At 57.0% G+C, this 19,984-nt stretch carries 26 protein-coding genes; 6 read left to right on the forward strand and 20 right to left on the reverse strand.

Features of this window, described 5'->3' with window-relative positions; translation table 11 throughout:
* Window positions 1-107: 107 nt before the first annotated feature.
* The 5 genes from A6F69_RS00905 to argB all read right to left on the reverse strand — a co-directional run bounded on the left by A6F69_RS00905 (window position 108) and on the right by argB (window position 3,676).
* Window positions 108-731 (reverse strand): MarC family protein, encoded by a 624-nt coding sequence (locus A6F69_RS00905; RefSeq protein ID WP_067596528.1) that lies wholly within the window; start codon window positions 729-731, stop codon window positions 108-110.
* Entirely contained in the window at window positions 728-1,489 is a 762-nt protein-coding gene (locus tag A6F69_RS00910; RefSeq protein ID WP_067596529.1) for a hypothetical protein, read from the reverse strand. The genes A6F69_RS00905 and A6F69_RS00910 overlap by 4 nt, the downstream gene beginning before the upstream one ends.
* On the reverse strand, window positions 1,486-2,379 hold the full coding sequence (gene folD / locus A6F69_RS00915) for a bifunctional methylenetetrahydrofolate dehydrogenase/methenyltetrahydrofolate cyclohydrolase FolD (protein ID WP_067596530.1): 894 nt from the start codon (window positions 2,377-2,379) through the stop codon (window positions 1,486-1,488). Before folD ends, A6F69_RS00910 begins: the two co-directional genes overlap by 4 nt.
* 7 nt (window positions 2,380-2,386) lie before the next feature.
* On the reverse strand, window positions 2,387-2,671 hold the full coding sequence (locus tag A6F69_RS00920; RefSeq protein ID WP_067596531.1) for a YggT family protein: 285 nt from the start codon (window positions 2,669-2,671) through the stop codon (window positions 2,387-2,389).
* A gap of 108 nt (window positions 2,672-2,779) precedes the next feature.
* Window positions 2,780-3,676 (reverse strand): acetylglutamate kinase, encoded by an 897-nt coding sequence (gene argB / locus A6F69_RS00925; protein ID WP_067596532.1) that lies wholly within the window; start codon window positions 3,674-3,676, stop codon window positions 2,780-2,782.
* Between the two features lie 284 nt (window positions 3,677-3,960).
* Between argB and A6F69_RS00930 the strand changes: the two genes are divergently transcribed.
* On the forward strand, window positions 3,961-4,206 hold the full coding sequence (locus A6F69_RS00930; protein ID WP_083984813.1) for a BufA1 family periplasmic bufferin-type metallophore: 246 nt from the start codon (window positions 3,961-3,963) through the stop codon (window positions 4,204-4,206).
* A gap of 97 nt (window positions 4,207-4,303) precedes the next feature.
* Window positions 4,304-4,837, forward strand: a complete 534-nt coding sequence (locus A6F69_RS00935) for a thermonuclease family protein (RefSeq protein WP_144573554.1) — start codon at window positions 4,304-4,306, stop codon at window positions 4,835-4,837.
* Between the two features lie 9 nt (window positions 4,838-4,846).
* Here the strand turns inward: A6F69_RS00935 and A6F69_RS00940 are convergent, their stop codons facing one another.
* Both A6F69_RS00940 and A6F69_RS00945 read right to left on the reverse strand, forming a co-directional pair.
* Window positions 4,847-5,752, reverse strand: coding sequence for a sulfotransferase domain-containing protein (locus A6F69_RS00940; RefSeq protein ID WP_067596534.1), 906 nt, complete (start codon window positions 5,750-5,752; stop codon window positions 4,847-4,849).
* Window positions 5,753-5,794: 42 nt separating this feature from the next.
* A complete protein-coding gene (locus tag A6F69_RS00945) occupies window positions 5,795-6,310 on the reverse strand; it encodes a DsrE family protein (protein ID WP_067596535.1) in 516 nt (171 codons plus the stop codon).
* 115 nt (window positions 6,311-6,425) lie between these two features.
* On the opposite strand from A6F69_RS00945, the gene A6F69_RS00950 reads away from it, so the two are divergent.
* The gene (locus A6F69_RS00950) at window positions 6,426-6,809 is read left to right on the forward strand and encodes a DUF4870 family protein (protein ID WP_067596536.1); all 384 of its coding nucleotides are present in this window, start codon (window positions 6,426-6,428) and stop codon (window positions 6,807-6,809) included.
* A complete protein-coding gene (locus A6F69_RS00955; RefSeq protein ID WP_245638258.1) occupies window positions 6,806-7,438 on the forward strand; it encodes a hypothetical protein in 633 nt (210 codons plus the stop codon). The genes A6F69_RS00950 and A6F69_RS00955 overlap by 4 nt, the downstream gene beginning before the upstream one ends.
* A 23-nt stretch (window positions 7,439-7,461) precedes the next feature.
* Here the strand turns inward: A6F69_RS00955 and A6F69_RS00960 are convergent, their stop codons facing one another.
* Window positions 7,462-7,659 (reverse strand): hypothetical protein, encoded by a 198-nt coding sequence (locus A6F69_RS00960; RefSeq protein WP_067596538.1) that lies wholly within the window; start codon window positions 7,657-7,659, stop codon window positions 7,462-7,464.
* A 38-nt stretch (window positions 7,660-7,697) separates the two neighbouring features.
* Window positions 7,698-7,955, reverse strand: a complete 258-nt coding sequence (locus A6F69_RS00965; protein WP_067596539.1) for an HP1242/YdcH family protein — start codon at window positions 7,953-7,955, stop codon at window positions 7,698-7,700.
* Window positions 7,956-8,096: 141 nt separating this feature from the next.
* Between A6F69_RS00965 and A6F69_RS00970 the strand changes: the two genes are divergently transcribed.
* Window positions 8,097-8,549, forward strand: a complete 453-nt coding sequence (locus A6F69_RS00970; protein WP_067596540.1) for a hypothetical protein — start codon at window positions 8,097-8,099, stop codon at window positions 8,547-8,549.
* 134 nt (window positions 8,550-8,683) lie between these two features.
* On the opposite strand, the gene A6F69_RS00975 is transcribed toward A6F69_RS00970, so the two are convergent.
* Window positions 8,684-9,733 (reverse strand): ribonucleotide-diphosphate reductase subunit beta, encoded by a 1,050-nt coding sequence (locus A6F69_RS00975; RefSeq protein WP_067596541.1) that lies wholly within the window; start codon window positions 9,731-9,733, stop codon window positions 8,684-8,686.
* Between the two features lie 348 nt (window positions 9,734-10,081).
* On the opposite strand from A6F69_RS00975, the gene A6F69_RS00980 reads away from it, so the two are divergent.
* On the forward strand, window positions 10,082-11,350 hold the full coding sequence (locus tag A6F69_RS00980) for a GGDEF domain-containing protein (protein WP_067596542.1): 1,269 nt from the start codon (window positions 10,082-10,084) through the stop codon (window positions 11,348-11,350).
* 9 nt (window positions 11,351-11,359) lie between these two features.
* Here the strand turns inward: A6F69_RS00980 and A6F69_RS00985 are convergent, their stop codons facing one another.
* From A6F69_RS00985 to A6F69_RS01030, 10 genes are all read right to left on the reverse strand, one after another.
* Complete coding sequence (locus tag A6F69_RS00985; RefSeq protein WP_067596543.1) at window positions 11,360-12,712, reverse strand: GntP family permease; 1,353 nt, start codon at window positions 12,710-12,712, stop codon at window positions 11,360-11,362.
* A gap of 18 nt (window positions 12,713-12,730) precedes the next feature.
* Entirely contained in the window at window positions 12,731-13,027 is a 297-nt protein-coding gene (locus tag A6F69_RS00990) for a hypothetical protein (RefSeq protein WP_067596544.1), read from the reverse strand.
* A gap of 11 nt (window positions 13,028-13,038) precedes the next feature.
* On the reverse strand, window positions 13,039-13,221 hold the full coding sequence (locus A6F69_RS00995) for a hypothetical protein (RefSeq protein ID WP_067596545.1): 183 nt from the start codon (window positions 13,219-13,221) through the stop codon (window positions 13,039-13,041).
* Between the two features lie 29 nt (window positions 13,222-13,250).
* Complete coding sequence (locus A6F69_RS01000) at window positions 13,251-13,454, reverse strand: hypothetical protein (RefSeq protein ID WP_067596546.1); 204 nt, start codon at window positions 13,452-13,454, stop codon at window positions 13,251-13,253.
* On the reverse strand, window positions 13,451-13,819 hold the full coding sequence (locus A6F69_RS01005; RefSeq protein ID WP_067596547.1) for a hypothetical protein: 369 nt from the start codon (window positions 13,817-13,819) through the stop codon (window positions 13,451-13,453). Before A6F69_RS01005 ends, A6F69_RS01000 begins: the two co-directional genes overlap by 4 nt.
* A 26-nt stretch (window positions 13,820-13,845) precedes the next feature.
* Complete coding sequence (locus A6F69_RS01010) at window positions 13,846-15,912, reverse strand: ribonucleoside-diphosphate reductase subunit alpha (protein WP_067596548.1); 2,067 nt, start codon at window positions 15,910-15,912, stop codon at window positions 13,846-13,848.
* A gap of 599 nt (window positions 15,913-16,511) precedes the next feature.
* Window positions 16,512-17,006 carry a hypothetical protein gene (locus tag A6F69_RS01015; protein ID WP_067596549.1) on the reverse strand — a complete coding sequence of 165 codons (495 nt, stop codon included), beginning with the start codon at window positions 17,004-17,006 and terminating at the stop codon, window positions 16,512-16,514.
* 342 nt (window positions 17,007-17,348) lie between these two features.
* Window positions 17,349-18,251: a LysR family transcriptional regulator gene (locus A6F69_RS01020; protein ID WP_067596550.1), complete on the reverse strand. Its 903-nt coding sequence runs from the start codon at window positions 18,249-18,251 to the stop codon at window positions 17,349-17,351.
* 128 nt (window positions 18,252-18,379) lie between these two features.
* A complete protein-coding gene (locus A6F69_RS01025; RefSeq protein WP_067596551.1) occupies window positions 18,380-19,276 on the reverse strand; it encodes an alpha/beta fold hydrolase in 897 nt (298 codons plus the stop codon).
* A 151-nt stretch (window positions 19,277-19,427) separates the two neighbouring features.
* Complete coding sequence (locus tag A6F69_RS01030; RefSeq protein WP_144573552.1) at window positions 19,428-19,916, reverse strand: energy transducer TonB family protein; 489 nt, start codon at window positions 19,914-19,916, stop codon at window positions 19,428-19,430.
* Between the last annotated feature and the right edge of the window lie 68 nt (window positions 19,917-19,984).

Genomic DNA, 19,984 nt, shown 5'->3' on the forward strand with positions numbered 1-19,984 from the left:
TAGTCAGCCCCCAAATTGTCCAAGCGTTCAGAGCAGCCTGCCGGGTCGCAAACTTTTGGTGGGTGAGGGTTTCGGGGACATTCTCCCAACTACCAATCCAGAAATTGCTAGATCGCGAAACTGCCCTTTAGCCCGTCGATCACATATTGGGCGGCGAGCGCGGCCAGCAACACGCCAAGCAACCGTGTAATCACAGCTTCGACACGGTCGCCGAGCAAACGGATCAACGGACCCGCAGCGACCAGGGCCAGTGCCGTAATCAGCAACACTGCACCCAGCGCAGCCAGCACGACCAGAGTCTCCTCCATGCCGCTGGCCTCGTTCTGCAGCAACATCACCGCTGCAATCGCGCCGGGACCGGCAAGCATAGGCATTGCCATCGGGAAGACCGAGACGTCTTCGAATTCAGGCTGCGCTTTCAGCTTCTCGGCGCGTTCTTCGCGGCGCTGCTGGCGTTTCTCGAACACCATCTCAAATGCAATCCAGAACAGCATCAGACCGCCCGCGATACGAAAGCTATCGAGCTGGATATGGAGCGCGCTGAGCAGCTCTTCGCCAAACAGCGCAAAGAACAACAGAATAAGGCTGGCGATTAGGGTCGCCCGAAGTGCCATATTTCGTGCCTGCTTAGGCGGTGCATTCTTGGTCAGTCCGGCATAAATTGGTGCGCAACCGGGCGGGTCGATTACCACGAACAAGGTGATGAATGCGGAGATAAAAAGCTCTGTCATGGTGCCGGCGGCGATGTCAGCCCCTCTTCAATCGCAATCTGCCATTCGCCCTGATAAAGATAATCGGCCACGACATATTTTGTACCGTCGGTGCGGTGCTCCCAGCGCCAGCGCAGTGTTCCATCCGGCGAAACACCTCCCCCTTGCGGCACATCATCGGCAAGGGACACGGCTGGAGGAGCAGGCGAAGCTTCGCCGCGCTTGGGACAGTCGGCGATCAGTCCCCGAACGGCGTCGATCGATGTCACGACGATAGATGGGCCTTCGAATTCAGGCTCTTCGCGCTTCGGCGGTTGGGGCACATCTGGCCCGGCAACGTCATAAATCCAACGGTACTCACGGTCCGATTGCCGCTGCCAAACCGTTACATAATTGCCGACAATGCCCTCGGCGTCCTGATAGCGGCCCTGACTAACGGCGAGGGTGGCATCACAGCTGATTACTACAGCTTTCGGCTCCCATTGAACGCTCTTTTCCGGATCTGTCCCTAAGGTATCGAGCAACGTCAGCGCCGATACCGGTCCGTTGCGCCCGTGATATTTGGCGGCAGGCCCGGCGAATTCTCTGGCTGCCGTATATTGACCTCGCTCAGTTGCCGCCTGCGCATAAGCAATTTCCGCGACCACGATCTTGCTTGGTTGCGCTTCACCGGGAGCGCCAGTCAGAATGCGATCAATGACGTCCGGGCGCGGTCCGCGTGGTTTGGAGGCACAAGCGCTCAGCGCCAGCACAATCATCAAGGCAGCGACAATTCTCATAGCGCCTCCGGCACATCCAGCCCTTCGTTGCGATGCGCAGCTACCAGCGTATTCCTCAGCAGCACAGCGATGGTCATCGGACCGACACCGCCCGGCACAGGGGTAATCGCCGCCGCGACTTCGCTCGCCCCGCCAAAATCAACATCTCCCACCAAGCGCCCTTTTTCCTTACCTGGCTCTGGCGGCAAACGGTTGATGCCGACATCGATCACAGTTGCACCGTCCTTCAGCCAATCGGCCTTGACCATCTCTGGGCGGCCCACTGCGGCCACGACGATATCTGCACGCCGGACAACCGCGGGCAGATCCTTGGTGCGACTATGCGCAATCGTGACAGTGGCATTGGCGTCAAGCAGCAGCTGCGCCATCGGTTTGCCAACGATATTTGAACGGCCGATCACTACAGCCTCCAAGCCAGAGAGATCCCCCAACCTGTCAGCCAGCAGCATCATGCAGCCGAGCGGCGTACACGGCACAAACCCGCTCTGACCGACAGACAGCCGGCCTGCATTGATGACATGGAACCCGTCGACGTCTTTGTCCGGGCTGATCGCGGAAATGATTGCTTGCTCATCCAGATGATCGGGCAAAGGCAGTTGGACCAGAATTCCGTCCACCGCGGGATCATTGTTTAACTGGTCAACCAATGCAAGCAGGGCGGCTTCGCTGGTATCGGCTGGCCAACGATGCTCGAAACTGGCCATATTGGCGGCGACCGTGGCCTTGCCCTTGCTGCCGACGTAAACCTGGCTGGCCGGATCATCGCCCACCAGCACCACCGCCAGGCCTGCCTTGCGGCCTGCGGCCCTTTCAAATTTCTCTGCCAGGTCGCCGACGCGTTCGCGCAAGCCCGCGGCAAAGGCTTTTCCGTCAATGCGTGTCGCGGTCATCTGGGTCTTACCTGATCGAAGACAGGATGATCAAAACGATCTGCATCACAATGATCAAAACCAGAGGTGAAAAATCAATCGCCCCGGTTTGTGGCATCATATTGCGGATCGGCCGAAGAACAGGGTCAAGCAGGCGGTTGATCGATTCATAGACCGCGCCAAGAAACTGGTTTCCCTGATTGATTACGTTAAACGCGAACAGCAAGCCGATCACAAACTGGATGATGATCAACATCACCAGAACTCGGCTGAGCAGTCCTACGATTTGAATGATTGCGTCAAGACCGTCCATTACTCACTTCCATCTTTGCGTCCCGATATGCGTATTATATGACTAATACGCCTAAGACCAGTGTTTGGGTCCCGGTGATGTAAATTCCATGCAGCGCTAGCGGATTGCTCAGGCGCGCACCAGCGTTCCGGCCCCCCGTGCTGTGAAGAATTCAAGCAGCATCGCATGGGCAACCCGCCCATCAAGCACAACCGCAGCTTCGCAACCTGCCTCCACCGCAGAAACGCAAGTTTCCAGCTTGGGAATCATTCCACCTGATATCGTACCATCATCTTTCAGCTTCGCGATATCTGCCGGGGTAAGATCTGTCAGCAGCTGCCCCTGCTTATCGAGCACGCCTGCCACATCGGTCAGCAGGAAAAGCCGCGCCGCCCCCAATGCCGCTGCAATTGCGCCCGCCATCGTATCGGCATTGATGTTGTAGGTGTTGCCTTGTGCATCAGCGCCGATCGGTGCGATCACCGGGATCATCCCTGAGGCTACAGCAGTGTCGATAATGGTGGTATCGACATGTTCGGGCTCGCCAACAAAGCCAAGGTCAACTGCCTTTTCGATATTGCTGTCGGGGTCGCGCGTGGTGCGCTCCACCTTCTTGGCCCGGACAAGCCCGCCATCCTTGCCAGAAATCCCGATTGCCTTGCCACCGGCACCTGTCAGCCATCCGACCAACTGTTTGTTGATCGCGCCAGACAAAACCATCTCGGCAACGTCGGCAGTGGCTTTATCGGTGACACGCAATCCGTCGACGAACGTGCTTTCGACACCCAGCTTTTTGAGCATTTCGCCAATCTGCGGTCCTCCGCCATGCACGACCACTGGATTGATACCGACCGCCTTTAGCAACACGATGTCTTCAGCAAAATCGCGCGCAGCTTCTGGGTCGCCCATCGCATGACCGCCATATTTCACAACAAAGGTGCGCCCGGCATAGCGCTGAAAATAGGGCAATGCCTCTATCAGCACTTCGGCCTTCGCCAGCATATTGGGATCGCTACTCGCGCTCATCGCGCTTCTCCTGCCCGTACTTCGCTCTGAAAACGTCCGAGAGCGCTTAGCTGTTCAGACACAAAGTGAAAAGCGCGTTTCCCATATGTAACCTTTTCGACGAGAAACGCGAATTTCCCGATGTCTTCCCCATTCCGGGGGCGTCACGAAGTGAATGCCAAGGGAGCAAGAACGTGAACTCGAATCAGATCAAAGGCGGCTTTGCGGTCGCTATCGCTGCAGGTCTCGCGGCTGCATGTTCGCCGGCCGCTGAAGAATCAGGCGCGGCTGCGGACACAACCAGCATTTCCGAGGAAGCAACCGAAGTTGCGGTATCGGATATCAGCGTTGAAGGCGACGGCAAGCCGGACAAATGCTATGGTATTGCGCTTGCAGGCAAAAATGATTGCGCCGCAGGCCCAGGCACAAGCTGCGCAGGCACAAGTACAGTCGATTACCAGGGCAACGCCTGGACCTATGTGGACGATGGAACATGCCTGACAACCGACACGCCAAACGGCACCGGCTCACTGGCACCTATCGAAGCGTGACCCTGTCAAGAATTCGCGCGATCAGCGTGCTTTACAGGCCGCGGGAGCAATCCTGCGGCCTGTTCCTATTCCAGCATCGCCATGGTAGCCTCGTTGCATGCTCAAACGACGCTCTCGCAGATCGCGCAGGCAGCGCTGGTTAGGCTGGTGGGTGATCTGGCGCATACCGGTTTTGCTCATTGTCGTGATGCTTGCCTGGTGGTTCATTTACCGGCCGATAGCGGCGAGCATGGCGGATTGGGCCGAGGTACAATACGACTTTGATGTATGCGGTGAGCGTGGACGCGGCTTTGCTTGCGTATCCGACGGAGACACTGTGACATTGGGTTATGGCAGCAGCGCACGGCGCATCCGCCTGACCGGATTCAATGCGCCAGAGATCGAAGGCCAATGTCCGGCTGAAAGCGCGGCAGCACTGCGCGCGCAGGCCGAATTGCGCGCATGGCTCAATCATGGAGCATTTGAGTGGGATGGCGGATCGGAGCCTCCCCGTGATCGCTATGGCCGTGAACTACGCAGCGTGCGGCGAACTGCTCCCGATGGCTCAAGCGAAACCCTCGCCGAGCATATGATCGACGCGGATTTGGCCGAGGGACCAGGTCCCTGGCAGTACCAGAACTGGTGCAGCTAAGGCGCCGAACTACTTTTCGAGCTCAGCTGCCAATTCCGCAAAGTTCGCATGCCCAGTTACCGGCGTAACCCTCTCTGCCCACATCGCGTCAATCTGCTCAACGATCGACGCGGGAACCTGTTTCGGATCGCTGCCTTCGGCTTGAACCTTGGTTGAATCGCTATCAGCAGGGATACCGAGCTTCTGCTCCATAATCGCACACGCCATGCCGTCATCAAACCTGTCTTTGTGCGCGTACATGAATTCTCGGGTCGTCATCTTCTCGACCTCTGACACGATGTCTTCATCCGCATCGATTCCGCATAATTCGGCCAGCCGCTGGATCATTGCGCGCTTGTTCTTCACTGCCCAACGGTAACTTGTAACCAGCGAATCCGGCTCGTCGCGACGGGCATACCAGCTCAGCAAGTGCGTGAAATAATCGCATCCGCCCGGTCCGCCCGTCATCCAGAATGGCATGAAACCTTCCATCGAGACCGCGCCCGTCTCAATCCACCAGCCTTCAAAAAAGCGGTGGAAGCTCACATAGGTCTCATATGGATCGCGCAGTGTCACAACATAGCGCATTCCCGGTGGCAGCCGCTCATATTCGCGGTGAGACTTGAAACCACGCGGCTTGGCCCGCTGCTCCACATTCATATCGAAGTCGAGCATCACCGCAGTATCCTCCCACGGTGTCATCCGGCTGATATCATCGAAATCCATGTCGCCTTTGCCGGTCGCCGTAATCATCCTCAACTGATGGAACATTTGCTGCATCATGGTGGTGCCGCTCTTGCCCCAACAGGTGATGAAGACGTCGCCCGTTTGCGGCTGGTAAGGACGGAAATTTACCGGCTCATGCGCGTGCAAGGCCGCTATGTTGATCCCGAATTCTTCGATGTTGCGCGCGCGCCTGCCCAGGCCTGCAGTCATGATTGTCCCCTCAACGGCGCGACCCGTGTGATCCGACTTAGCTCAATATGGGTTGATACCAAAGCCCCGTCGTTGAAGCTCCGCGTGGGCGGCCGTACCACTGGGCGCCATTTTCACGCCGTCAAGCAGATGCGCGTTGCCGACACCGTGATATTTTGCCGCTACGCCGCACACCCAGATTTCCGCACCATAGCCGATCAGCTGTGCGATATCGTTATAGGCCTGATTGGTCTCGTCCTCATACTTCTCACCATAGCGCGCGTCATTGACGACATCGAAGACGGCAGGTCCGTGGACGACAATCGCCACCTTCACCCGCTCTGGGTCAACGCCTTCAGCTTCCATCGCGCGGATAAACCCAAGCGCGCGGCGAAATGCGGCATTTGGCTTGCCTGCTTCGCTTTCATACGCGTCAAAACTGTGCATCCATACTGCATCAGCGGGAAACTCCATACCGGACGTCACAACGACTTCTGCCGCTTCCTCCTCATGATGATGCGCAGCGGCGGGAACGCTGAAGGCCAGCGATGCTGCAGCGAGTGACAATGCTAATTTCATGGACTTCCCTTCTCTTGGATGCGGCCTGCCTTGTGACAATCTCTGGGTCTGTCAGCAAGAGCGGACTTGCAACCGGTTGGCCGGACGTTAGCATGAGCCGCAAGGGGAGATATCCATGACCAATCAACCTGCACCGGGCACCAGTGGCGGCCCGCCCGCCAAATCAAACGGTTTCGATCTTAATCGCCCAACAATCATCAGCCTGCTTTACATCCTCAGTTTTGCAACCGGCATCACCGGGGTTATCGGGATCATTATGGCCCATGTCTGGGGCAGCGAGCCGGAGGCCGAGTGGCAGAGATCGCATTATAGCTATCTAATGCGCACATTCTGGTATGGCTTCCTTGCGTCGATCATTGCTGGCGTCCTCTCGCTGGTTTTCATCGGATTGTTGATGTTCCCGCTGATCGCGGTCTGGTTTGGCGTGCGCAGTGTGATGAGCCTGGTCAAGGCACAGCGACGCGAGCCGATGCCTGATCCCGAAACGCTATGGGTGTGAGTCTTCGCGCAGGCGCGGCGCTTGCGCTCGCACTGGCGAGTTGCTCGGCGCCCGAGACGCGATCCGACACCACCGATCCGCAAGACGCATTCTGGGATACGCTGTCCAGCCATTGCGGAAACGCCTATGCGGGCGAAATCGTCAGCGAGGATGAGCGAGATGCCGACTGGCAAGGCCGCGATATGCTCGCGCATTGGGCTCAGTGCGACGAGAGGGTGATCGCGATTGCCTTCCACATGGAATACCCCGAGCGAGAGAATGGCTGGGACCGGTCGCGCACATGGGTGGTGACGCGGACCGACGCAGGATTACGCCTGAAGCATGATCATCGCCACGATGATGGCGAGCCGGATGCGGTGACCATGTATGGCGGTGATACAGCCGATGATGGCTCAGCCACGGCTCAGGATTTTCCAGTGGATCAGGAAAGTATCGCGCTGTTCACCCGCGAAGGCTTAGACGCCTCGCTCACCAATGTCTGGCGGCTGGAAGTCACACCCGTTGACAGCGAGGACCCGCATTTCGTGTACCAGCTGACGCGCAGGAATGACTCCACGCGTCGGTTCCGTGTACTCTTTGATGCGAGCAAGAAAGTGGAGCCGCCGCCACCCGCCTGGGGAAGGAAATGAGCAGGCAGGACGGCTCCAAACTTTTAATCGCCTGAGGGAAGTTCGTCCCCATCGGCGGCAGGTACATTGGTCATTTCGGTTTCGGGCAGATCAACCGGCACAGCGTTGGGATCCGGCTGTGTCACGATCAGCTCGCCACCGCTTTCATCGACAAAGTCGGTTTCGTAGCTCTTTTCTTCCTGCGCCTGGCTGCAAGCTGCAACCGCCAGCGTGGCGACCATGGCCAGCGTGATACGCGGGGGATGTTCGTCAAACTTCCTTATGCGGTGACTCCTCTCGCCTTGGTGACAATGCCTGTGATCTCGTCGAGCAGCGCCAGCCGCTGTTTCTTCAGCGTTTCCGTGCGCTCATCGCTCGCGGCTTCGGTTTCGGCCTCGATGCGGTGCACTTCACGATTGACCTCGTGATATTGATCCGCGAGCCGCGCGTAATGCGCATCTTCAGCCTTCAGGCGGGTCAGCAGATCGCGATCACGCTTGAAAATTGCGGTCAGTTCATTGGGCGTGTGCTGGGACATTTGCGTGTCTCTCCTTCGGTGGTGATGGAGGCACTATGGCGCTGAGCCGCGTACCACGCTTTGATCGGGATCAAATTCAAGCGTGCGAGGAAAGCCAAGTGAGCGGATGCGAACGTCGGCGTTTGAGGCTAAGACAAACTAATGACCAAGGTCACCGCCTGTGAAGTGCCGGAAGGCAGCTTGCTTGCCCAGTATGGCGGGCCGGGGGACTATCGCGACTGTTTCTGCCGCGAGGTGCCGGGTGAAGTGTCGTTAGCGCAATATATCGAGCGGTTCTATTCCAGCATGGCCTTCGCGCCGGAGCGGGTGATCCTTGGCCTTATCGGGAGAGGAGCAACGGCTGAGAGCATCCGCGCGCTGGCTCGCGGCGACACAGACAAAATCGCGGTGTGGCAACTGGTCAAGCGTACACCCGATCAAATTCTCTTGCTCTCCAAGGACACCAACACAGCGAGTTGGCTCTCCACTCAACCGGTGGAGGGCAATACGAAGCTTTACTTTGGATCATGGGTTGGCGGGATCGAGCAATCCGGCTGGCGCGAAATGCTCGGCGCGCATGTATGGTATTCGTGCGTGCTGCTGGGCGAGGCCTAATGGAGGTCTAAATTACGACCATACAACGTGTTTCGCGCTGAGATCTGTGCACGGAGTTGCCTTTTTAGTTCAGACAAATCTATGCCAGCTGCGCAAGTCAGCCCGATGTAAAGCGTAGGCTCCTTAGCAAAACCCTACTCCGCTGCTTCGGTATCTCCGAACATATCCGGGCCATCGTCGACAAGTTCTTCGTCGTTCGTCGCTTTCGCCTTCTGGCGTTTGTCGAAGCTCGACCACACGTCGTTCCAGTTACCCTTGGTCGCAGCCTTTGAGTATTCGGTCGCGCGGGTTTCGAAGAAGTTGGCGTGCTCCACACCATTCAGCAGCGGGGCGAGCCATGGCAGCGGGTGATCATCAACCATATAGATCGGCTGCAGCCCCAGCTGGCCCAGGCGCCAGTCCGCGATGTAGCGGATATACTTCTTGATCTCTTTCGCGGTCATGCCGGAAACCGGCCCCATCTCGAACGCGAGATCGATGAAGTTGTCTTCCAGCCGCACCGACTTCTGACAGATGTCGATGATGTCTTCCTTCACCGCCTTGGTGTAGCAATCCCGCTCACGCACGAATTCGTGGAACAGCCGCACGATGCCTTCGCAGTGCAGGCTTTCATCGCGCACTGACCAGCTGACGATCTGGCCCATGCCCTTCATCTTGTTGAAGCGCGGGAAGTTCATCAGCATGGCGAAGCTGGCGAACAGCTGCATCCCTTCGGTGAAGCCGCCGAACGCGGCTAGCGTGCGCGCGATATCTTCATCTGTGTCGACGCCGAAGACCTGAAGGTAATCGTGCTTGTCCTTCATTTCCTCATATTCAAGGAAGGCGCTGTATTCGGATTCCGGCATGCCGATCGTGTCGAGCAAGTGAGAGTAGGCCGCGATATGCACTGTCTCCATATTGGAGAACGCGGTCAGCATCATCTTCACTTCGGTCGGCTTGAACACGCGGCCGTATTTGTCGTGGTAGCAATCCTGCACCTCGACATCAGCCTGCGTGAAGAAGCGGAAAATCTGCGTCAGCAGGTTACGTTCATGCTCGGTGATTTTCTGAGCCCAGTCGCGGCAATCCTCTCCCAAAGGAACTTCCTCTGGCATCCAGTGGATCTGCTGCTGGCGTTTCCAGAACTCGTAGGCCCATGGATATTCAAAGGGCTTGTAGGTCTTACGAGCTTCGAGCAACGACATCTTGTGGTCTCCGGTTAATCAGTGCGAACGAATTATATAGGGAATCATTTCGCCGATTCGATAGCAAGCGCGCGCGATCTGCTGGGGATAGAACGTGCTTTTTTTGAGTCGAACGGGGACGAGTTGCAGCGCCTGCAATCTACAAGTTGCAAATGGGGCAAACTGCGGTGCGCGCGCCGAAGTATGAGCCAGGCAGAATCCGAAATGCGACACTGATTCGCCGTCCTTATAATCGCGTTAACCATTATTCACGGTTTGGAGCCCGATGTTAACCATCGAGACCCGCAGAAATCGTGCATTTTCGGGGCTTTAGGAGATGTTTAACGGGTCTGGCGGTAAGAATTGGGCATGGCACGTGACCCATCACCACATACCTTTGCATTGCGCGAGGAAATTGACACGGCTCTTAGAAGCACGGTCGATTTCGATTCGTGGTCGGCAGAGCTGAAAGAAGCGCAGGCGTATCATACACGCAGAGACGAATTTACCCTGCTGCGTTTCCAGTTGGTCGTCGGTCTGGTGATCAGTGCAGTGACACTGGTGTGGGACTGGTTCGCAGTGCCAGGCCAGTTCGACACCGCGATTGCATGGCGGCTGTTGACCAATGTGCCATTGGGTGTTTTTGGCCTGACTATGCTGCGCCGTGGCCAGGTCCGCGAAATGAAGATAGTCGTCTCGCTCAACCTGATCAGCCTAGGCGTACTCAGCATGTTTCTGGCGAGCTATGGTTCGGATGAAGTCATGGCACGCTATACGATGGCCGCCAGCTTTATACTGGCCTTATCTTGCTTGGCGCTGCCTTTCGCGCCGGCCGATCTGAAGCGGTATGCGCTGGCCTATGGGCTGATCACCGCGCTCGCCGGAATATGGCCGAACCCATTGCCCGTAAACGAAATGGCTCTGTTCTTGGTCTTCTCTTCGTTGCTGGGCATACCATGCTGGGTGATTGCGCGGCGCAACTGGAACCTTAGGGCGCGTGCCTTCCTGCTTGATATGCGTGACGATCTGACCCGGGCGGAGCTGGAACAGAACAACGAACTGCTGCGTCAGTTGTCAGAGCAAGACCCGCTGACCGGCATGCCCAACCGGCGTCATTTCGAACGTGTGGTTGTCGAGCGCCTTGAAGACCGCAAACCCGAACAGGTATCGTCGGGCAGGCTGGCGCTGATGATGATCGACCTTGATCACTTCAAGGCATTCAATGACCGCCACGGCCACCAGGCGGGCGATCGTTGCCTGACACTGGCCGCGTCACAGCTGCAGTCGGTCTTCCCGCAGGAATACGGAATTCTGGCGCGATACGGGGGTGAGGAATTCATCGCCGCGGTGCGCGAGAGAGTGCCAGGCGAAGCCACCAGACTGGCTGAAAACATGCGCGCTGCAATTGCGGAAATGCTGGTGCCGGTGCGTGACGACAGCAAGCCGCTAATCACGACCAGTATCGGTGTCGCGCTTGCTCCGGCAGATACCCGGCTGGAGCTGGACGATCTGATCGAGATGGCCGACGTTGCGCTCTACAGCGCGAAACGTGCGGGACGAAACCGTGTGGAAATCATCGAAACCGGTCTGGATGCAGATTTTTTAGACTTACTGATCGGGGAACAGCGCCGCGCCTGACTGTATAACTCAGACGGCCATGGCCAATACAATGGTTGCGAGAGTGGCCACGATCGGCACCACCACTGTCACCACGCCAACGTCTTTGTAAGCCTGCTTGTGAGTCAGCTGGGTGATAGTGAGCATCGCGATCACCGCGCCGCAATGCGGGAGTGAATCGAGCCCTCCGGATGCCATGGCAACCAACCGGTGCAGCTCTTCAGGTGCGATCCCCAAAGCCAGATAGTCATCTGCCAACGTAGCCATGAATATCTGTAACCCGCCGGAAGATGAGCCGGTGATCCCTGACACAGTGCTGGCAGCCGCGAACATCGACATCATAGGCGGCAAGTCCAGCCCGAGTACTGTTTCAGTAAAAAGCGTAAAGCCGCCAGTTTGCGCCACCACGCCGCCAAATCCGATAACCGCGCTGGTTGCCATCAACGGCATAATCGCATCCTGTGTGCCTTCGCCCAGAATCTGCAGCGGTTTGCGCCGGACCGCCGGGAAAATCGCGAGTGCCACGAGGCTGGCGATGAGCAATGCGAAACTGGGCCAGATAACCGGCTGCGCATTGGCAAAAGCGATTATGGCATTCTCACTATCTGCTCCGCCCAGCAGACGCGGAGCCAGTATGGTGGCAATCACCAGAGCCAGCGGCAGCACCGCAAGCGGCCATGGCGGAACGTCACGCGCAATCTCGTTGAGATCCGGAATGACATCGCGCGGGCCCGGGGCGAACCCTTCACCATTGGCGCACGCCTTTACCCGTTCCCGTTCAAGGTACACCATGCCCAGTGCGAACATCAGTGCGCCACCGAACAGCCCAAGCAAGGGGGCCGCAAACAGGTCTGTTCCCAACTTCAGCGTCGGAATGACATTGTGGATCGAGGGTGTACCGGGCAGCGCGGTAAGAGTAAACGTACCTGCGCCCAAAGCTGCCGCACCGCAGAACAGCCGCTTGGGAATGTCCGCTTCTTTAAGCAAACGCAGACCCAGCGGATACATCGCGAAAATCACTACGAATACGACCACGCCGCCATAAGTCAGCAGCGCACAGGCAAGCACAGTGATCCACAATATGCGCTCTTTCCCCATCGCGCGGACCATCGCCATCGCGACCGAAGTTGCCGCATGGCTCTCGCCCATGATCTTGCCGAACATGGCGCCTGCTGCAAACAACAGGAAGAAACGCCCTGCGAAGGTGAACGCACCCAGATCGCCAGAGAGGTATGCGCCCATCAGACTATCTGCCAGGGGCAGGGCATTGGTCACGATCACCACCAGCGCGCAAATGACCGATGCGAAGATGATGTTAACATCGCGCAGTGCCAGCCAAATGAGCAGGCCAAGCCCTGCAACCAATCCCAGTAAGCCGATCATCGCTGCACCCGCCCCGCGCTAGTCCTTGCGTCGTTTCTTTTTCGAGCTGAACCAGCTCCCACCGCCCAACACGGTGATTCCCAGAAAGAAGCCAAAGTCGTACCAGCCGCCATTATTGGGCACGGCGTAGACCGCGATGTCGGGATCGAACAGCGATCCGACCCACGCGAAAGGGAAGACAAAGCCGTGCCACAGCCCCCACAGGAAACCCGGCGTGCCGGCATCTTCTGCCACGCCCGCATCGATCTGGCTGGCACAGGCCGAAACCAGAAGAATGATGACACTGGCTGCAAGAATTCGGGTCGTCTTGGTCATGTCGATTGCTCCTAAGCGGCGGGCATGAGCTTGAGAATTATGAACCAGATGACGCCAATAAACATGGCTGCCATGATCGTGTACATCAGCATCAGACCGCGGCCCTTTTGCTGCCCACGCATAGTGAGCATCGCCTTTCCGATAATCGCCAATGCGATGAGTGTGCCGACAACGCCGATCCAGAACGGGTCCAAAAGCTTCTCCCCCTAACGCCGGCGGGTAATCAGAACATCTGAACCGCGCCTGCACTCGGCACGATAACGGTCAGAATAATATAGGCAAGCAGAGGAAGCGAGACTGATGCAAGGCTGAGCAGATTGAATAGGCGCTCGCTGATCTTACCACGCGCCAACATCATGCGGAATGCGACGAGATCGATGATCGCGACCGCCGCGAGGACGAGGGGGAGGAAAATGCCAAGGGTCATGGCTCGGGCTCCCGATTATGCATCGATTGCCATACAAACGCCAACGCAGCCCACGTTACAATCATCACAATGGTGCTCATTGCTGCAGTTTCGAAGGCCCTGTCGCCACGCAGTGGTGTGTCGACATTGACGAGCAGGAATTGCGCACCGCCCAAAGCAGCGGCTGCATGCCAGCCATTGCCGATCTTGCGTGCGGTCCAGTCGAACAGCCAAACCATCAGCCCGATATAAACCGTGAAGCCGAAGATGGGATGCAGAAATGCTTCGCCCGATCCCTCTATCTGAGAGACCGGGCGATAAAGCGTCATCACAAGGACGAGATTGGTGACTCCGAATGCGACAAATCCTGCAAGCAATCGGATCATATCATCACCTCACTGACGGGCCGAGATCACTGACAGGCCAGGCATTCCTCGTAATCGGTCTGCTGCTCGCCCAGTTCGGCCTTGAGCTCGATCTTCGACGGATCGGCGGTGTTATCCGCTTCCACGCCGCCGGCAAAGCCTGCGCGCTGGACTGACTTCGAACGCAGGTAATAGAGCGACTTGATGCCTTTCTCCCATGCCTGGAAGTGCAGCATCATCAGGTCCCACTTGTCGACGTCAGCCGGGATAAACAGGTTCAGCGACTGCGCCTGATCAACATAGGGTGCGCGGTCCGCTGCGAATTCGAGCAGCCAGCGTTGATCGATCTCGAAGCTGGTCTTGAAGGTCGCTTTCTCTTCATCGCTTAGGAAATCGAGATGCTGGACCGAACCACCCTTTTCCAAGATCGAGTTCCATACCGCGACCGAATCCTTGCTCTTCTCGCGCAGCACCTTCTCAAGATACGGGTTCTTCACGATGAAGCTGCCTGACAGCGTCTTGTGCGTGTAAATGTTCGCCGGGATCGGCTCGATACATGCGCTGGTACCGCCGCAGATAATCGAGATCGACGCGGTTGGCGCGATCGCCATCTTGCAGCTGAATCGTTCCATCGCGCCCATTTCTTCAGCGTCCGGGCATGCGCCGCGTTCCTGCGCCAGCAGCATGCTCGCTTCCGAAGCCTTGCCCTGAATATGCTTGAACATCTTCAGGTTCCAAACCTTCGCCATCGGGCTTTCAAAGCCGATCTGCTTCGACTGCAGGAAGGAGTGGAAGCCCATGACACCAAGGCCAACCGAACGCTCACGCTCGGCAGAGTATTTCGCACGGGCCATCTCGTCCGGCGCGCGGTCAATGTAATCCTGCAGAACATTATCGAGGAAACGCATGACGTCTTCGATGAAGTTCTTCTCGGTTGACCACTCGTCCCACTTCTCAAGGTTGAGCGAAGAGAGGCAGCAAACAGCCGTGCGGTCATTGCCCAGGTGGTCGATGCCGGTTGGCAGCGTAATTTCCGAGCACAGGTTTGACGTAGACACCTTCAGCCCCAGCTCTCGGTGATGCTTGGGCATCATGCGGTTCACTGTGTCTGAGAACACGATGTAGGGCTCGCCCGTTGCCAGGCGAGTTTCGACCAGTTTCTGGAACAGGCTTCGCGCATCCACCTTGCCACGCACGCTGCCGTCGCGCGGTGACTTCAGTTCGAACTCGGCGCCATCGCGCACCGCTTCCATGAATTCATCGGTCAGCAGCACACCGTGGTGCAGGTTCAGCGCCTTGCGGTTGAAGTCACCCGAAGGCTTACGGATCTCGAGGAACTCTTCGATTTCCGGGTGCGAGACGTCGAGATAGCACGCGGCCGAACCGCGGCGCAGCGAGCCTTGCGAAATCGCCAGCGTAAGCGAGTCCATCACGCGGACAAACGGGATGATACCGCTGGTCTTGCCATTAAGGCCAACCGGCTCACCAATACCGCGCACCTGCCCCCAATAGGTGCCAATGCCGCCGCCCTTCGAGGCCAGCCAGACGTTCTCGTTCCACGTGCCGACGATGCCGTCCAGACTGTCGTTTACTGAGTTGAGGTAACAGCTGATCGGCAAACCCCGCGTCGTGCCGCCATTGGACAGCACCGGCGTTGCCGGCATGAACCACAGATTAGAGATGTAATCATAAAGGCGCTGGGCATGCTCCTGATCATCAGCATAGGCGTCAGCTACGCGGGCAAATAGATCCTGATAGCTTTCGCCGGGCAGCAAATAACGATCAGTCAGGGTTTCCTTGCCGAACTCTGTCAGATTCGCATCGCGCGCATCATCGGTCACCACATTGAAGCGGCGATCATTGACCTTCTTGCTGTCACCATCAGATGCAGAACTTGCCGCCGCCGCCATCGCGCCGGCGAGTGCTTCGCCGGCCTTCTCTGCAACCAGCGCATCTGAACCCTTGTCTTCACTTTCCATTGCCACTGCCTTCTTGGCCTTATCTGTCTTGCCTGAGATCGAGGCTTTCTTCTTTGCCTTGGTCTCTGTTTCCACGGTATTGTCCGCGTCCTGATCCAGTCCCATTGCAGCCTCGTCGCCAGTCCGAAAATCCATATTTGCCCCGCCTATTCGCCCCGTGTTTTACCCTCATGCGGTGCTCGCTCTTGGATAAGCGATGTTCCGCATGTGTTCGATTCGGCGGGAAGCCTCCCACCTACCAGTTTCGTGGGGGTTATTGGGAATTAGTTTTCCCCTTTTTCCCCACAGTTCCTGTTCGATTGCACGACCCGAAAGACCCGAATCTCTCCCCGCCATCGGAGATAAGCACTCCGGAACGAATAACTAGGTCTTGTAGGTGCCCCCGCGTTCGGAACCACTAGATACTGAATCAGACGCTCGAATCGCGCAAGAGGGTAAATGCCAATTTAATGCGGGATCGGGTTCAAATGAGGAGGTGTATTATCATGCTGCAACGCAGCGACGCGTGGGAAATCCTAGGGTCTTGAGCAACGCAACCCCAAAAATGAATCTGCGAAAAAATTTTTGCGGGCAAAACGGGTGAAAGAGGCTTGTGAATCTTTCGAATCACAGTGCGCAATTTTTGAATCCTGCTTTCGTGACAGAAACGGCCCGGGCAATGCCCGGCTCTCCCGCAGATCGAGCCGGACAATGCCAGAGCCAACCACGCCGAAGCGCGGAACGCTTGCTTTGGCTCAGCGCTGAACCATCAGAGCGAGAACAACCCGGTCATTCGGCTGAGCTGCCGCAAGGCGAGCTTGCTCATCGCGGTCCAGTTTCTTGAGCAACCGGTCTCCCTGCCCTCGGGTTGTTGCGATCACGACATTGGCCTGGATAACGGTGTCTTCGGGGTAGCCTATCGATGCTAGATCAATGCCTTCAAGCCGGTTGATGGCGTTTACGGCGATGCGGTTTACTTGGCGATCCCGCGCCTTTTTGTAGAACCAGACGTCAGTCGGGTTGCCATCTTCGTCGACGTGAAAGCGAACTTGAGCGACGCCTCCATATAGCGACATCGAATTCATCCGGACGTTGCGAAGTTGATCATCAAGATCATTCGAGACATTCTCAATGAATGTATTAACAGTTGTCCTTTTCGGTTCAACGATAATGTCCTGCGATAAGGCGGGCACTACCATCAAGCTGCCGACAAAAAAGGCTGAGATCGCTTTTCTAATTGAATTTTTCATGGGATCATCCTCTCATTAGATTAGATGATCGGCCGCAGAGGGTATCGCACTCAGAGCGCGACCTCTTTCTTAATTTAAAGCGATGACGGTCATTGGTCGATCGGGTCAGCGAACGCCTGCGGGCGCATCCGTCGATAGGCGGTAGAATACGCCGATGAACGATATTGTCAAATGCGTGTTAGAATCTTGTCGCATTCTTACAATGGCGTGTCGCTCCTTGCTTGTTGCAGTAATTTTATTTGGCGGCCGCACACCAGGATTTGAACCAAAGGTAATTTTCAAACAGCTAGATGAAATCGACTCGTGAACGCTATTCACGACGGATGGCCACGCCCGGTGCACTCATACAAACAGCTTATCGCCCTTCAATGACTGTGTCAGCGTATCAATAAAGGCGCGCGCCCGCGCGTTCGGAGTTCGGCTCTCCGGATAGGCCAGATGGATTGGCAGCACGCCCCCTGTCCAACGGGGCAGTAAACGCCATAATTGTCCCCGCGAAATCGCATCCTGCACCAACCAAAGCGGCACCAGTCCGACACCCGCTCCTTCGATCAGGGCTGCAAGCATCGCCTCCGAGCTATCACTGCGTAGCCGAGCATCAGGCACAATCTCGCGAATTTCAGCGCCCCGTTCCAGCCGCCAGCTGTCATGCACCATGTCGGGACCGATAAAGACCACGGCCGGGAGATCCGATATCTGGTCAATCCGTCGCGGCGTACCGTGCCTGCGAATGAAATCGGGCGAGCCACACAAAACGAGCGGTACATCGCCTAACTTGCGCGCACGATCGCTCCGGCGGCGCGGAAAGCCGACCGATAGCGCCACGTCGATACCAGTTTCGACCAGATCGACAGGCTGGTCTGACAAAAGCAGATCGGCTTCAATGTCAGGATGTTGTTCCAGAAACCGGCACAGAAGTGGTGCCAGCACGACCCGGCCCAGCGATACTGGCGCGAAGATCCGCAAGCGCCCGCTAAGCGCTTCGGCCCGCGCGCCAACCGATTGTTCTGCATCCTCGATCAAACGCAAGACCTCGCGCGCTTTGACCAGAAACTCCTGCCCCTCATCGGTCAAGGAGAGTGAACGCGTCGTGCGGTTGATAAGCTTCGAACCAAGATAATCTTCAAGCTCTGCCAGCCGCCGACTGACTGTTGGCTGGCTCTGCTGAAGCTCGCGCGCAACCGCACTGAAGCTGCCCCGCTCTGCTAGCCGGACAAAAATACGATAGGCAGCGATAACGTCCATATCACGCTCTATTTATCCACATTTCGGATAAAAGCCAGTTGAATCATGCGGATTGGGCCGACATACAAAATAACCTACTCAAACCCTAACGGATCTGGGCGGCAATCTGGAAAGCATTTGGTAAGGTTTCAGACCTCCGCCATCACGCTCTTGGCGTGCTCGGCTATGTCATCAGCCAGCGGATGAACCAGTTCTTCTGGCAGATCGTGACCCCAGCCAGGATAGGTCTTGATCTTGGCCCCTGGGATCGCGGCAGCCGTTGCATGACCGCCCTCCACTTTGACCAACGGATCGGCCTCACCGTGCAGCACCAAAGTAGGCGCAGTGATCGATTTAAGTCGCTCTGTCCGATCGCCATCATCAATGATTGCCGCCACCTGACGGTGCAAGCCGGCCGGATAGACCGAACGGCGCACTGACTCGCGAACACGTTCGCGCTGACGCTCAGCGTCTGGTCGGAAGCCCGGACTACCGATCGCGTTCGAAATCTTGATGCCGTGCTCAATCAGCACCTCTTCATCGAGAGATGCAGGCGGATTGGTAAGCGGTTCAATCGCAGCCTTATCCGCTTGAGGCAGTTTCGCGTTCCCGGTGGTCGAGAAAACAGACGTCAGGCTTAGCAATCGATGGCCATGCTCAACCGCCATCAACTGCGCGATCATGCCACCCATTGATGCGCCAACCACATGGGCCCGATCAATGCCCAACGCATCCAGCACGCCCATTCCATCAGCTGCCATGTCCGACAGTGTGTAAGGAACGCGGGGCGGGAAACCGAAACGCTTGCGGATCACATGCCACATTACTCCAGGTGCCTTTGCCCCTTCGAACTTCTGGCTCAATCCGATGTCTCGATTGTCATATCGGATCACGTGAAATCCGCGATCCGCCAGCGCCTGAACGAACTCGATCGGCCACAGTGTCATCTGCGCGCCCAGCCCCATTACCAACAACATCGGCGGGTTAGCCGGATCGCCGTGTGTATCATATTCAATCTCGAGACCATTGGCTGTGACTTTAGGCATCTATCGCTTCCCCAGGTTTGTATGCTTGTCCTTATGTCACTGTTGTGTCGCACGACCTGCAAAGGTGCAAGCCGCAATGCAAAACGGCAGGCCCACCGGGCCTGCCGCTCGCATCAAGGTACCCTGCGGGCCCGTCGTTATCGGATGTGTTTTACAGTCCGAAGCTGATGACACTGCTTTCGCTGTCAGCGCGCGCGAAACGGGCTTGCTCTGAAGCAGTCAGCGCTTTCGCCAGTTTCTTGTGTGTGTCGGCATTGTCAGCGAAAATGATATTCGCCTGGAAAGTCTGAGATTCCGCGTCGGCAACCGGCGCGTCGGCCAGCTGCGTGAGGCCACGGACAGCGCGCTTTGCAACAAAGTCTGTACGTCCGTCACCCGAAGAATTCACCACTTCAATGTTGTGCGGCATGCCGGCACCATCGAGCGTGAAGCGAAGCTGGACAATTCCACTAACGGTGGCAGTCCGAGTCTGGCGCGCAGCGTTGACAAGACGGCGGTCAAGCGCATTGCCAACGTCCTGCTGCCATTCCTGCATTGCAGCCTGCGACTGGACGACGATTTCCTGCTCTCCAGCGAAAGCAGGAGAAGCTGCTGCGAAACTCAACGCAACTGCGATTGTAGTATTCATAAAAGTTTTCATTGGATCATCCTCTTTGTTTGTGTGGATGATCGGCCACTTTGACCAACGTCAGCGAGCACAGTCCCAAC

Origin of the sequence: Altererythrobacter ishigakiensis (assembly GCF_001663155.1) — a bacterium.
GTDB lineage: Bacteria > Pseudomonadota > Alphaproteobacteria > Sphingomonadales > Sphingomonadaceae > Erythrobacter > Erythrobacter ishigakiensis.